This window comes from Alteromonas sp. I10 (genome assembly GCF_003201515.1).
Classification (GTDB): domain Bacteria; phylum Pseudomonadota; class Gammaproteobacteria; order Enterobacterales; family Alteromonadaceae; genus Alteromonas; species Alteromonas macleodii.
The window spans coordinates 710,790-724,691 of the sequence record NZ_QJJN01000001.1; the positions used below are offsets into that span (position 1 = coordinate 710,790).

A 13,902-nucleotide genomic window follows, 5' to 3' on the forward strand; every position below is an offset into this window, starting at 1 on the left:
TCCTTCAAAAACTCGGCAACCGCGCAGTCAGGTTAAGCCCAAATCAGGCAAAATGACGGGCGCTTAGGTCTTACTTCCGCTTTCTAGTTTCAACTTGAATGCGATAGGGCGCTAATGTTTTTTTTAAGTGCAACTTAAAAAAACAGGCGCGCTTTACACGTTTAGCGAGTGGTTAGCTTTTTTGCTAACGCGAGAAGTGCAAGATCGTTGCCTTTTTTGCCCACTAGCGATAATCCGCATGGGGCGTTGTGTAGGGTAAACAACGGCAAATGAAGTTGGGGTAATCCCGCAAGCCCAGCTATCGCCGTGAGTGCGAGCAGAGCGTTTCTATCATTTGCCAGCGTTGTTTCATCGGCATCACATCGAGGTGCTACACCGGGTGTCGTGGGAATAATCAATACATCTATTTCTTCAAACAGCGTGTTTAAATGATTGATTACCACAGATTGTTGCGCTTTAGCTTGTTCTACTTCTTGCGTTGTTATGGTTTTACACCAATTCAAGCGCAACATTATATCTTTGGCGATATCGGGTTGAGTGTATTCAATCCATTCGCCATGTTGCTGCCATATTTCATTGCCCTGTAAGGTACGAAAGGTAGCGGCAGTTTGTAAGGTTTTTAAATCTAGCTGTGTCTCTGACAATACAATACAGTCGTTGTTATCTGCCAGCGCTGCAAGCCATGTTTTGCACAGCGATTTGTGAGCGGCCTGCTCAAATAAATGCGCTGCTATGCCAAATCGAGGCGAACCTGATATTTCACTTTGTGTTGCGCTATCTATGCAGACATTGGCAACCTTAGTCAGCGTGTTTAGGTCGCGTGTCATCCAGCCCACGGTATCAAACGACGGGGCAAGTGCCACCATATTGTCGCAGGCCACAACGCTGTGCGTGGTGCGAAGCCCCCATAACCCTTGATAGCTCGACGGTACGCGAATAGAGCCGCCGGTGTCGGTGCCAAGCCCTATGTCGGCAAGGTGTGCGCTAACAGCCACCGCTGAACCTGATGAAGAACCACCAGGTATATGAGCCGGCGCCGCCGGGTTAACCAGTGTATCATAGTGCTTATTCTGCCCGTGTAAACTGTAGGCAAGTTCATCAGTGATGGTTTTGCCTTTGAACGCGGCACCCGCTTGAAGCATCTTTGCTACGCAACGATTTGTGTTTTTCGGAATCGCGTGTGTGGCTAACCAATCAGGATTTCCTGCTGCGGTTGGCAATCCTTCAATGTGAAACAAATCTTTTACTGCCAGACCTAGTCCGCTAAGCGGCAATTTACTTTGACTTTTTGCCTGATTCAGCGCTTTTCCTGACGCCGAAAATGCGTCATCTTTAACACTACCGTCAAGACTGAATGCGATTTCTAGGTTTTTAATTGCCTGCGTGAACTTGGCATCACAGGGCTTCAGTACAAAAGGAGAGCTCACAGCGCGTTACTTATTCGTTATTGTTTCTTTATTCGTCTTTAGATTAATGAAACAACTGTTTCATTAAAAAGTCAAGAGAAACGAACGTTACTTCACTGGACACTTTAGTAAGTACGTTATTCTCTGTGAGTTACATAATTGGTAAAGCGCTGAGTAAATCGTTAAAAAACTAGATAAGTTGCTAGAAACCTTGGGGGTTTTGCTTCAGGTATGCAACTTCTTCTGGTGTCGACTCGCGCCCTAAAATTCGGTTGCGGTGAGGGTAGCGGCCAAACATTTCAATTATCTGTTGATGGCGCTTTTCAAAGGTGAATTCTCTTTCAAGGCCTTCTTGTGAAAATAGTTCCAATGCGACGTCGTGGATTGCGAGTGATTCACTATGCATAAACGGCATATACAGAAACGCGCGCTGCTGCGGTGTAAGTACCTTATCGGCTTCAACACTTACCGCTTCTTGCGCAAGAACCAAAGCCATGCTGTCTGCACTGAATGCATCTTTGTCATTGCGATGAATATTTCGCGAGAATTGATCGAGAAGAATTATTTCGGCAAGACGACCGGTAGCCGTCGCTCGCCAAGGCCACAACTCGCCCTTTATGGCTGCTGCGCGCAATTTTGAAAATCGCGAAGTGATCGTTTTATCTAGTGCTGCATCTTCCTTAAACCATTGCTCTGGGGAGAGTTCTCCAAACCAAAAGTCTAGCACACCGTTAGCTTCTTCCATGACTACTTGCGTTTTATCCATATCAACTCCAACCACACGCTTTTAGCAGTGAAATTAAATTAACAGGTACGTTTTTATGCATTAAAACCCAAAATAAGCGTTGTGAATTAATACTTATACCCATTTTTAAGCGCTTTAGTTCCCTTTACGCTTGCAAAATAACAATTCTCTGCTATCCGCTCTCTTTATAGTATTGCTTAAAAAGTGTTCCGTGGGAAGGGTTAACGCTTTGGACTTTCTAGTTCATCCATTTGAATGTAGATGTCAGTAATAGCGTCGACGCGGTCTGCGGCCTGGCTTCCTAATACTTCGTAGGTAAGGTTACACAGTGATGCAACCAGGCTCATTGGAGCCGCGTAACTATCAAAAGGCGAGTCACTGCCAATGTGGGTAACCAGCAGGTGGTCGACATCGTGACGATATCCTTGGCCCGTTGGATCGGTAATTAATACGGTTTTACAGTGTTTAATGCTATTTAAAACAAACTTGAATTGTCGGGTTCTACGACGAAAACCAAAAAGTACGACAAGATCATTTTCGGTTAGGTCGATAATATCTTCACTAAGTGTTTGACCGGGCTGGGGAAGCACCCGGACCGACGCACGAATTTGTTTGAGCTGCTGCCTAAAATGAAGTGCAATGGGGTAGGCGTTTCTAAAACCAATCAAGGTGACCTGGCCTGCTGATGCCAGCAATTTAGCAATATCTGTCAACGCCTCTGAGGAAGTGCTTTCAAATGTATTGGCCAAATTCTTACTATCATTTTCATGCTGAAGTACGCCACTTGAAGGGCTTACAACAGGCACGCCTTGCTCACGTAGCTGAACAAGCGCCTCTTTAGCTTGCTGATGCGAGTCAAAACCCAGCTGGCGAAAGAAGCGACTGACTGTGGCCTTTGACGTCCCCGTTTTTTCTGCAATTAAAGACGTAGATTGACTTAATACTGCGATAGGATTCTGCTGAATATAATGCGCAATAGCCTTGCCCGAAGGGGACAAAGAGGCATAGTGGTTTTCAATTTGCTGTAAAACGTCGCTAGGGCTATTTTTTGTCATTGGTATCGCCTTATACATCTTATGCAATTATTTCACGACTTTTGTGCGATATACAAACACTACCTGAATTCAACGCGTTCACGTACTTCAAAATAGGTTTTTCGAAGCCGATTATTGAAGTAGATCACTATAATAAGCGTTGTTGCTCATTACTAAAAAACGCTTACAAGTTTCGACTGCTCTTAAAAAACCTTATCTATATAGAGAGTTACGAATGCGCAGTAAAGCATAGGGCTAAAGTAGCACTTAATTAATCACTCATGCTTTGCAAGTTGGCACTACACTTTCATAGACATAAACCGTAAAAATTCACAAAAGTGTCATCGGTTGGTAATTATCTTGTTGGTTTAGCATCGATTCTAGTTAGTAAAAACGTTTGGGGAATCGACCAGCGAACCTAGCATGATCGAGAGAAAGAGGTGAGTTGTGGCAAAGCTGTGGTCTGAATTGATCTTGCTCTTTGTGGTGATTCCCTTTGCCGTTCTCTACTGGATAAAGCATTTTGCAAATTATCTCATGCCTATTTTAGGTGTTATGGGACTTTGTTGCTTAGCTATCTTGTTAGCAGATAAGCAATTTAAACGCATTAAATTGTGGCATTGGGAAGACTATCGAACGCATTTAAAAAGTACGCTACGGTTATTTTTGCCTTGGGCGAGCTTACTGGCGCTGGTAGTTTACTTTTTTAAACCGGAATTGTTCCTACATTGGCCTATGAACCAGCCATGGATGTGGGTAGCTACATTATTGATTTATCCGTTAGTGTCGGTCATCCCGCAAGAGATCATTTTTCGAACGTACTTTTTTCACCGTTACAAGCGAATACTGCCTTCGAAATATGCAAGGTGGGCCTTAAGTACTTTTTTATTTGGTTTAGCCCACTTAGTGTACGGTAACTGGATTGCTGTAGTCATTTCTTGGATTGGCGGTGGCATTTTCGGTTATAGGTATATGCAAACTAACTCGACGCCCGTGGTGGTTATAGAACACGCTATATGGGGCAGTTTTTTATTTACCATCGGGCTGGGATCTTATTTAGTTATCGCGTCGTAGTTATTTATATTAAAAACCGAAACACATGAACGCCAAGGAGTGAGGTGATGTTCAGTGCGCAACAAATATTACAACCCTCTATTTTAAATAATCGAGCGGGGCTTTCTTTCTCGCAAACCGACAGCGAACCTTTTATACAAACTTTGCTTCAACAAAGTGACGAAGGTGGCGCAATAAGCAGTTTATCAAGTGCACAGTCGCTACTCTCTCAGCTTTGGGAGAACTTTGTTTATCGTTTACCGGGGTTGGCGCTGGGTTTAGTTATCATGGCGGCGTTTATCCTTTTAGCGCCACATATTGCCAAGGTTTTAGTTAAACCGTTAACCCGTACGACCACATCTCCACTGCTGCGCTCAGTCATTCAAAGAAGTGTCAGTTTAGTCTTAATTTTACTCGGTATTTATCTATTTTTGTTCTTAGCTGGGCTCACTGGGTTTGCAATCGCGGTGGTGAGTGGTACAGGTGTGGTAGGGCTTATTCTTGGTTTCGCCTTTCGTGACATCGCCGAGAACTTTATTTCAAGCCTACTGCTTACTATTCAACGCCCCTTTAGAATAGGGGATATCGTACAAATCAACGATTTCACCGGCATCATTCAGAAAGTTACGGCACGTGCGACTACACTGGTGGATTTTGACGGCAACCATATTCAAATACCTAACGCAACTATTTACAAAGGGGTAATCAAAAACCTTACGGCCAACCCGCTAATGCGTGGGCAGTTTGTTATTGGCGTGGGTTACGATGCTGATATACAACACGCACAGCAGATGGCGCAAGAAATTACGTCAGCACAAGACAACGTGTTAACCGACCCTGAACCGCAAATTCTTATCGACGAATTAGGCCCCTCGACCTACAACATCAAGGTTTATTTTTGGGTGGATGTAGAGAAAACGAGTGTACTAAAAATGGCATCGGTGCTGATGCGTAAAATCACACAAGCCTTCTTAGAGGCGAATATCAGTATGCCTGATGACGCGAGAGAGCGCATTTTCCCTGAGGGTATGCATATTTACCACGCTTCCGAGAAAGACGCTTCAAGCGCTCGTCCTTCTGAAAATGAAGCAAATGAGTTAAGTGAAATAACTACAGGGCAAAAGAACGTAAAAAGCTTGGATAGCGAAAAGAATAGTGGAGCCACAGAAAATAGAAACGAAAGGTCAAGTGCTAAAGGGGCTGGAAATACGCGCCCACAAGACTCGAAAATTAATGATGATGTGTCTTCCGAAGCCCATGAGATACGAGAGCAGGCTCGGAATTCGAGAGATCCGGAAGCAGGAGCAAATATTCTTTAACATTTGTTATGTGAAGGATTATTGAAATGTGTAATTTGCCCTTTTTTCAAATCTAGAAGGGAAACGAACATATTGAACGTGCTGCAGCAAAGCTGGCCAGAGGTGAGGAGTTGTTCAGCAAAAGCTGGGCTTATGGATTTTCTCGTCGCGCTATTAAACAGGCGCGACGGGCGATAGATTACATCTACCAAGGAATCCTTGCCATAAGTTGACATGCGCTTTCATGGCGCTGCTGTATTGGTTGAATCCGTCTTGTGACTGTTGCCTGATGTAGCGTTTGAATTCCTCGTGAAGCGACGGCTGCGCAAGCCAGTCTTCCCATAATGGCGCTAGTTTGTAATGGTATTGATTTACCAAACTTCCTACAGGTTGTATTTCCTCAATAAAAAAAAGATAGAATACATTACGCAATATTTTTGCTTTGTCGCTAGCGCGGCCTTCTGGGCAGCTTACAGCATCAAGCTCGGTTTCAAGCATATCCGTAAGCAATGAGAGGTTTTGCGTTAAGGTTTGTTGTGTATGCCAAAGTGTAGCGGGTAACCTGGCTGAACGTATAATTTTTAGCTGTTGTTCAAGCTCGCTGCTCTCAATAATACGATCACTATTATTTTCATTCGTAGCCTCTGTTTCTGTATCGCTCGATGCTGTATTGGAAGAATACATATCGCTCAAGAGCAATTCTTTGTTACTTAAGCTGTTGATGTAATAAAGCGCGTTTACGCTAGAAAGTGCATCTCTATTATTTTCAACTGAGAAAAGACGTTCAGGTGTATTAAGCGCCAGACGCAATTCTTGGCTCCCTTGGACTAGGTTTGCCCACGTTTTACTGTAGTCTTGTATCTTTTGTTCACGCCACGATGCGATGGTTGCTGCCAGTGCCGCGTTTCTCTGGTTAGACTCGTTTTCTTTCGTGAGCGCTGCTTCACAGCTGTTGAGTACATTAAGCAGCTTGCTCTCATAAACAAGCCGCTGTGATGGCAGCTGACTTTTTCCTAGCGACGTATTGCGTTCGGCAACCACTGTGCCTAACTCACAATCTTGCAGCGCATAAAACTCACGCAGGTTTATACTCACGCCCTCAATAGTGTGTTTAAGCGTGGCGGAGTCTGCAAGTTTGGGAAGCGGGGTGGTAATCTTATCGTTAAACGAATCGGGGAGGGGCGTATCGAGTACACGCGAGAGTCGTGCGGCGTAATCGTCAATGCTTTGCTTTACGGTACTTCCGCCAAAACAGCCTAGCAAAGCAAACATGGCAACGCTGATGGCACCAGCGCGGCAAGCGTTTCTTAGTTGCGAAACTTTTGGGTGCCATGGTTTTACTAGGGAAATATTCACGCGGAGGCACCAGTATGAAGTCCGCGCCCGCCATCGACATAAATGATTTGTCCAGTGATGTAAGGGGCCGATGCCAAGAACGACAATGTTTTAGCAATGTCATTTGGTGTACCTAGTTCACCCAGTGGAATACTCGATATCAGTTTGTCTTTTTCGTCCTCGTCCATTTCCCGTTCTGGCCACAAAATTGCCCCTGGCGCAATACCATTTACGCGAACGTTGGGGGCTAAGTCTATAGCTAACGATTGGGTTAGTGAGGCAAGACCGGATTTAGCAATGAGGTAAACACTGTGTTTGGGGAGTGGGCGGTCGATATGCATGTCGACCATATTGATAATGCAGCCTTTACTTACCGCTAATGCTGGTGCCAATGCTTGTGACAAAAACAATGGCCCCTTCACGTTACTGCCTATCAGAGATATCCAGTCGTCTTCTGAAATTTCGCCCACCGGAGTGGGGTAAAAACTAGAAGCATTATTTACTAAAACGTTTATCTGACCCCAAATGCCTAATGCTCGCTGCCCAAGTGCACTTACTTCGTCTGAATTACAAAGGTTGGCTTGAAGACAGGTAGCAGAGTCCTCCCGCTGACTATTTAGCTTTTCAGCCAGTGCAAGTGCCTCGTCTTTAGAATGCCCATAATGGATAATAACGCGATAGCCTTCGCTATGAAGCTGACACGCCATGGCGGCGCCAATTCGCTTTGCTGCCCCGGTAATGAGTGCTACAGGGCCTGAGTTTGTCATAATAAAAGCTACTCTCTATTTTATATCGACTTATATCTATTTACAGTTTGCGGTGCTTTCTTTCTTCATCCGCAGGTAATACGGCTGATGGGCAACAAATGCAAGCGAATTTGTTTGTCACATCAATGCGTGTAAATGTCATCTATTATTTGTTTGGCTTGCGTAATGTAATGCGCGCCGAATAATAACCCGTGATTTAAAATATGGTAAAGCTGGTAAATTGGTTTTCTTAATGGGTAATTTTTTTCAATTGGGGTGTGTTGATGGTAACCCTCAAAGAATGATTGGGGAAAACCACCAAACAATTCGGCCATGGCAAGGTCGGTTTCCGCATCGCCAACATACACAGCGGGGTCAAATAACACCGGTCCTTTTTTACTAAAGCCTGCATTGCCTGCCCACAAATCGCCATGAAGTAGTGAAGGGTGGGGTTGATGTAAGCTCAAGAGATGTCTTACTCGAGTAACAATATCGTCTATATTGCCATCTCCGCTTTTCCATGTACCAATTGATGCCAAGCGTTCTAGCATGCTACCAATCCGTTTTTCTGCAAAAAAGTCAGCCCAAGACGCCATTCTTCCATTGGTTTGTACACTGGCACCAATGTAATTGTCATGCGGCCATCCATAGCTTGTGTAGGCGTTAACCGCATGAAGTGCAGCGAGTTGCTGCCCTAAAATGAAATAGTCATTATCAGTAGGTTCAATAAATCGAACGTGAGAAAGTACCAAATATTCCATATTAGGCGTTTCATTGGCTGTAATTCCATGGCAAATGACTCGCGGGGTAGCAATGGTTTGCGTGTTAGCGATGGCCGCTAGTCCTTCGGCTTCATGAGATAATTGCTGAGTATCATCATATTTGCGGGTTTTAACAAAGTAACGATGGGTCGTATCTTTTATGATGTAACTTTCGTGTGTATCTCCGCCACTTACTCGTTCGGCTTTTTGGCAGCTAAAAAACTGCTGGGTTTCATCTGAAATATGCTCGCTGATAAAATGCCACATATTGCACGCTCTGCTTGTTTTAATGCTTTTTTCAAGGCGATTGGAGTGTTGAGTGACTACTTTCCTAAGGCACACGAGAACACCAGCGAAGAGCCAGTCCAGCAACCTTTATCGCCTTACACTAAAGTATGGGATAAAAACGGTGAAATGCATAAATTCCTACTCAAAATCTTCCTAAACGAAATCAAACCTTCACAAATTAGCCAATAAAGGCTTTTCGATATTGAAGTTGCCCCTACACTGGTTATAATCCACAACTTGCTTTAATACTGAGAAAACTCAGTAAGTTCGACGCGTATACAGTTTTGCAGTACCAATGCGCTGTATTTTTATGCTGTACTTTAGTCGCTTCAAATAAAGCAAGTTTCGAGTGCTATAAAGCACGATTAAATTTTCAAAAATATGCATGTGGCGCAGAGTAGGCGTCACCACTGTAAAGGAATTAAAATGCCTGTAATTACCCTTCCTGATGGAAGCCAACGCGCTTTCGATAACGCTGTTTCTGTACTAGATGTTGCAAATGATATTGGCCCTGGTTTAGCCAAAGCAACCATTGCAGGAAAAGTAAACGGTGAGTTAGTTGACGCCGTTGATATGATTGACGCGGACGCACAACTTCAAATTATTACTGCAAAAGACGATGAAGGTTTAGAAATTCTTCGTCACAGTTGCGCGCACTTGTTAGGTCACGCTATCAAACAACTTTGGCCTAACACCAAAATGGCTATCGGCCCTGTTATCGACAACGGTTTCTACTACGATGTTGATATGGAAGAAAGCCTAACCCAGGAAGATTTAGCCAAACTAGAAAAGCGTATGCTTGAACTGGCTAAAACCAATTACGACGTGGTTAAGAACAAAGTTAGCTGGCAAGAAGCACGCGATGCATTTGAAGCGCGCGGTGAAAGCTACAAGATGGAAATTCTTGATGAGAACATCAGCAAGGACGACCGCCCAGCGCTGTATCACCACGAAGAATACACAGATATGTGTCGTGGCCCTCACGTGCCAAATATGAAGTTCTGCCATCACTTCAAACTGATGAAAGTGGCAGGTGCTTACTGGCGTGGCGATAGCGACAACAAAATGCTTCAGCGTATTTACGGTACTGCGTGGGCAGATAAGAAGCAGCTTAAATCTTACCTACAGCGCTTAGAAGAAGCTGAAAAGCGCGACCACCGTAAAATTGGTAAAGCACTTAACCTTTTCCATTGGCAAGAAGAAGCGCCGGGTATGGTGTTTTGGCACAACGACGGTTGGTCAATTTACACCGAGCTAGAAAGCTATGTGCGTAAGAAGCTTCGTGAATACGATTATGACGAAGTTAAAGGCCCATTAATGATGGACCGCTCGCTTTGGGAAAAATCAGGTCACTGGGACAAGTACGCTGAAAACATGTTTACGACTGAATCTGAAAAGCGTGAATATGCCGTTAAGCCAATGAACTGCCCAGGCCACGTACAAATTTTCAACCAAGGTTTGAAATCGTACCGCGACCTGCCTCTTCGTATGGCTGAGTTTGGCTGCTGTCACCGTAATGAACCATCGGGCGCACTACACGGCTTAATGCGAGTTCGTGGCTTTACGCAAGACGATGCTCACATTTTCTGTACTGAAGAACAGATCCTAGAAGAGGTGAGTGGCTGTATTAAGATGGTGTACGAGACATACGCTGCGTTTGGTTTCGAAAATATCAAAGTTAAGCTGTCTACTCGCCCAGAAAAGCGCGTAGGTGCTGACGAGATTTGGGACAAATCAGAAGCTGCGCTTGCAGATGCACTTAAAGCCAATGACATCGAGTTCGATTATCAGCCTGGAGAAGGTGCGTTCTACGGGCCGAAAATTGAGTTTACACTGCACGATTGCTTAGACCGTGCGTGGCAGTGCGGAACCGTACAGCTAGATTTCTCAATGCCAGGTCGCTTGGGCTCTACTTATGTAGCAGAAGATGGCGAACGCAAAGTGCCGGTTATGATTCACCGCGCTATTTTAGGTTCACTAGAACGCTTCATTGGAATTTTGACCGAAGAATTTGCAGGTTTCTTCCCACTCTGGTTGGCACCTCAGCAGGTTGTGGTAATGAATATTACCGACAAACAAGCTGAATATGCCTCAGATTGTGTAAAAAAACTGCAAGAATTAGGTTTTAGAGCAAAGTCTGACTTGCGAAATGAGAAGATCGGCTTTAAAATCCGCGAGCACACTTTGAAGCGTATTCCGTATATGCTAGTTGTGGGCGATAAAGAAATGGAAGCGGGCGAAGTAGCAGTGCGCTCTCGTCGCGGTGACGACCTAGGCAAAATGCGCCTGGAAGACTTTATTGCCATGGCTCAACAAGAAGTTGTTGAAAAGACGATTAAGTAGTTGAGCAAATTGTGTATAATACACAATTAAGGTGTCTGCTTTTGGTTTTACTTTGGGTCAACCGACCTCCCAAAAGCAGACAAAAGAATTAAATGTTTGGAGGAATAGCACATTAAAGGCGCTAACAACAAGGCTCAGGGCGACAAAGCCCGCATTAACGATGAGATTAAAGCCAGAGAAGTAAGATTAATTGGCAAAGACGGTGAACAGGTTGGTGTGGTTTCTTTAGCAGAAGCTACTCGTAACGCAGAAGAAGCGGGCCTAGATCTAGTAGAAATCAGTCCGAATGCCGAGCCGCCAGTCTGTAAAGTTATGGACTATGGCAAATTCCTCTTCGAAAAAAGTAAAGCTCAAAAAGAGCAGAAGAAAAAACAGAAGCAAATTCAGGTCAAGGAGATTAAATTTCGCCCTGGCACTGATGAAGGCGATTACCAGGTCAAACTGCGCAACCTGCGTCGCTTTCTTGAAGGTGGTGATAAAGCCAAAGTTACGATCCGCTTCCGCGGTCGTGAAATGGCGCACCAAGACATCGGTATCGATCTACTAAACCGTGTTAAAACCGATTTAGAAGATATCGCTACATGCGAGTCTTTCCCACGTCGTGTGGAAGGCCGTCAGATGATCATGGTGCTAGCCCCAAATAAGAAGTAGTAACGGTCTAAAGTTTTAAGGAATCTGCACCCTTAAACACCTTGCTGCTAAACATTAACCGGTATGAAGTGACTGCAACACGAAAAATACCGATATTAAACAATGCGGAGTTTTAGCAATGCCTAAAATGAAAACTGTAAGCGGTGCCGCCAAACGTTTTAAGAAAACGGGTTCTGGCCGCTTTAAAAGCAAACAGTCTCACTTACGTCACATTCTGACTAAGAAGAGCTCTAAGCGTAAACGTCACCTTCGTGGCAAAAAACTGGTTCATGACTCTGATACCAAATTGGTTCAGCGCATGTTGCCTTACGTATAAGACTTAGGAGACTGATTAATGGCTAGAGTAAAACGCGGCACTATCGCACGTGCTCGTCACAAAAAAGTCCTCAAGCAGGCAAAAGGTTATTACGGCGCACGTTCACGTGTATATCGCGTAGCGGTACAAGCTGTAACTAAAGCTGGTCAATATGCTTACCGTGACCGTCGTCAGCGCAAGCGTCAATTCCGTCAACTATGGATTGCACGTATTAACGCTGCTGCTCGTCAAAATGGTATGTCATACAGCCGTTTCATTAACGGTTTGAAGAAAGCGTCTGTTGAAATCGATCGTAAGATCCTTGCCGACATCGCAGTACATGACAAAGCAGCTTTCAGCGCACTAGTCGAAGCGGCTAAAGGCGCATTAGCTTAATTATTAACTAATTAAGTTTAAGTTCTTTCGGAAAAAGGCGAGCAGGATGCTCGCCTTTTTTCGTTTCTATGTCCCGTCCTAAAATACGTTGACATAAAGAGGATTTCTTTATGACAACTTCAAGTAATCAAAGACCTAAGCGCACACAGCGTGACTACACATTAGCTTTTAAATTGGGTGTGGTTGAGCGTGTAGAAAAAGGCGAATTCACTTATAAACAGGGACAAGCTCACTTCGGAATACAAGGAAGGTCGACGGTATTAGTTTGGCTCAGAAAGCATGGTAGACTCGACTGGTCGAAACCATTTCAGCATCCACTTATGCCAAGTTCAAAAGAAACACCAGCCGAAAAAATAAAACGCCTCGAGAGAGAATTAGCTGACGAAAAGCTCCGTAATAAAATCCTTAATGGAATGGTAGATATTATGGATAACGAGTATGGAGCGGGTCTCAGAAAAAAGTACTTATCCGGTACGTCTGGCAAGCCAAAAAAAGAAAAGAAATAAATTTGGCGGCAGCATGCCGGGTTGTGGGAATATCGAGACAGTCGGTTTACCAGGCTGTTTCTCGCATGGAATGTAGAAGAGCAGAGATATCGATAATTAAAGATTGGGTACTTTATTGGCGCAAGTATATGCCGCAAATAGGGACGCGTAAGCTCTATAAACTTATAAAACCAAAGTTGGTTGAGCATGGGATTAAACTAGGTCGAGATGGCTTTTTTACTTACTTAAGGAGCGAGGGACTACTCGTTAAGCCAAAGAAAAGCTTTACCAAAACTACATTCAGTAAACATTGGATGAAAAAGCATCCAAATTTACTTAAGGAAGAAGGTCTGCATAATGCAGAGCATGTGCTTGTTAGCGATATCACCTATCTCGAATCCGACCAAGGTGTACACTATCTATCGTTAGTAACAGACTCTAGCACGCGTAAAATTGTAGGGCACCACTTGAGCTTGGATATGAGGGCTGAAAATGTAGTCAAAGCACTGAAGATGGCCGTCAAAGATAAACGATATGCAGGTAACAGTGTTCACCACTCAGACAGAGGACTACAATACTGTTCAGCTATCTACCAGAATGAGTTGAATGCGAATGGGATCCAGCCGTCAATGACAGATGGTTACGACTGTTATCAAAATGCATTAGCAGAACGAATAAACGGTATACTCAAGCAAGAGTTCTTAATCTATCGGTGTAAAACAATAGAGGAATTACACATACTCGTTACCGAATTAATCAAGATTTACAACGAAATGAGACCGCACCTTAGTTTGGTATGAAAACTCCCAACCAAGTGCACGATCGAAAAGGCCAGCTACTAGAGCTGGCCTAAAAACTGTCAACCTATCTTAGGTCGGGTCACTATTTCCCCAAAATTGGATTGCGAGCACATCCCCACCTTAAAAATCTATTTTTACTAGAAAATTTTGTCAATATCAGCCATCTAGGCTAGCCCTTATATCAGTCACTCGTGTAAACTACTGCTTTTATTTCAGGCAAGCCTTAGCGCACAGAATAATTCTTCCTATGCTTTGGCCATGCAGTC

The 13,902-nt window shown here is 44.1% G+C and carries 13 protein-coding genes and 1 pseudogene; 8 read left to right on the plus strand and 6 right to left on the minus strand.

Annotation, left to right across the window (positions count from 1 at the left end):
• Positions 1-161: 161 nt before the first annotated feature.
• The 3 genes from BZA03_RS03080 to BZA03_RS03090 form a co-directional block, all read right to left on the minus strand.
• Entirely contained in the window at positions 162-1,427 is a 1,266-nt protein-coding gene (locus BZA03_RS03080; protein ID WP_110287943.1) for an amidase, read from the minus strand.
• A gap of 181 nt (positions 1,428-1,608) precedes the next feature.
• Entirely contained in the window at positions 1,609-2,172 is a 564-nt protein-coding gene (locus BZA03_RS03085) for a DUF924 family protein (RefSeq protein WP_110287944.1), read from the minus strand.
• 200 nt (positions 2,173-2,372) lie between these two features.
• Positions 2,373-3,206, minus strand: a complete 834-nt coding sequence (locus BZA03_RS03090; RefSeq protein WP_039227167.1) for a MurR/RpiR family transcriptional regulator — start codon at positions 3,204-3,206, stop codon at positions 2,373-2,375.
• Between the two features lie 426 nt (positions 3,207-3,632).
• On the opposite strand from BZA03_RS03090, the gene BZA03_RS03095 reads away from it, so the two are divergent.
• A complete protein-coding gene (locus BZA03_RS03095) occupies positions 3,633-4,259 on the plus strand; it encodes a CPBP family intramembrane glutamic endopeptidase (protein WP_014976215.1) in 627 nt (208 codons plus the stop codon).
• Positions 4,260-4,306: 47 nt separating this feature from the next.
• Positions 4,307-5,557, plus strand: coding sequence for a mechanosensitive ion channel family protein (locus BZA03_RS03100; RefSeq protein ID WP_110287945.1), 1,251 nt, complete (start codon positions 4,307-4,309; stop codon positions 5,555-5,557).
• Between the two features lie 153 nt (positions 5,558-5,710).
• Here BZA03_RS03100 and BZA03_RS03105 read toward each other — a convergent pair whose 3' ends face one another.
• The 3 genes from BZA03_RS03105 to BZA03_RS03115 form a co-directional block, all read right to left on the minus strand.
• Positions 5,711-6,892 (minus strand): DUF3080 family protein, encoded by a 1,182-nt coding sequence (locus BZA03_RS03105; RefSeq protein WP_110287946.1) that lies wholly within the window; start codon positions 6,890-6,892, stop codon positions 5,711-5,713.
• On the minus strand, positions 6,889-7,638 hold the full coding sequence (locus BZA03_RS03110) for a pteridine reductase (protein ID WP_110287947.1): 750 nt from the start codon (positions 7,636-7,638) through the stop codon (positions 6,889-6,891). The genes BZA03_RS03105 and BZA03_RS03110 overlap by 4 nt, the downstream gene beginning before the upstream one ends.
• Before the next feature lie 122 nt (positions 7,639-7,760).
• Positions 7,761-8,645: a fructosamine kinase family protein gene (locus BZA03_RS03115; RefSeq protein WP_061485561.1), complete on the minus strand. Its 885-nt coding sequence runs from the start codon at positions 8,643-8,645 to the stop codon at positions 7,761-7,763.
• A gap of 45 nt (positions 8,646-8,690) precedes the next feature.
• Between BZA03_RS03115 and BZA03_RS20395 the strand changes: the two genes are divergently transcribed.
• The 6 genes and pseudogenes from BZA03_RS20395 (at position 8,691) to BZA03_RS03145 (ending at position 13,689) form a co-directional block, all read left to right on the plus strand.
• Positions 8,691-8,855, plus strand: coding sequence for a hypothetical protein (locus BZA03_RS20395; protein WP_158511553.1), 165 nt, complete (start codon positions 8,691-8,693; stop codon positions 8,853-8,855).
• A gap of 237 nt (positions 8,856-9,092) precedes the next feature.
• A complete protein-coding gene (thrS, locus tag BZA03_RS03125) occupies positions 9,093-11,009 on the plus strand; it encodes a threonine--tRNA ligase (RefSeq protein ID WP_014976220.1) in 1,917 nt (638 codons plus the stop codon).
• A 111-nt stretch (positions 11,010-11,120) separates the two neighbouring features.
• A complete protein-coding gene (gene infC, locus BZA03_RS03130) occupies positions 11,121-11,660 on the plus strand; it encodes a translation initiation factor IF-3 (RefSeq protein ID WP_071814473.1) in 540 nt (179 codons plus the stop codon).
• A 118-nt stretch (positions 11,661-11,778) separates the two neighbouring features.
• Entirely contained in the window at positions 11,779-11,976 is a 198-nt protein-coding gene (rpmI, locus tag BZA03_RS03135) for a 50S ribosomal protein L35 (RefSeq protein WP_012518091.1), read from the plus strand.
• An 18-nt stretch (positions 11,977-11,994) separates the two neighbouring features.
• Entirely contained in the window at positions 11,995-12,351 is a 357-nt protein-coding gene (rplT, locus tag BZA03_RS03140) for a 50S ribosomal protein L20 (protein WP_012518092.1), read from the plus strand.
• Positions 12,352-12,461: 110 nt separating this feature from the next.
• A pseudogene (locus tag BZA03_RS03145) lies at positions 12,462-13,689 on the plus strand (IS3 family transposase).
• Positions 13,690-13,902 lie beyond the last annotated feature (213 nt).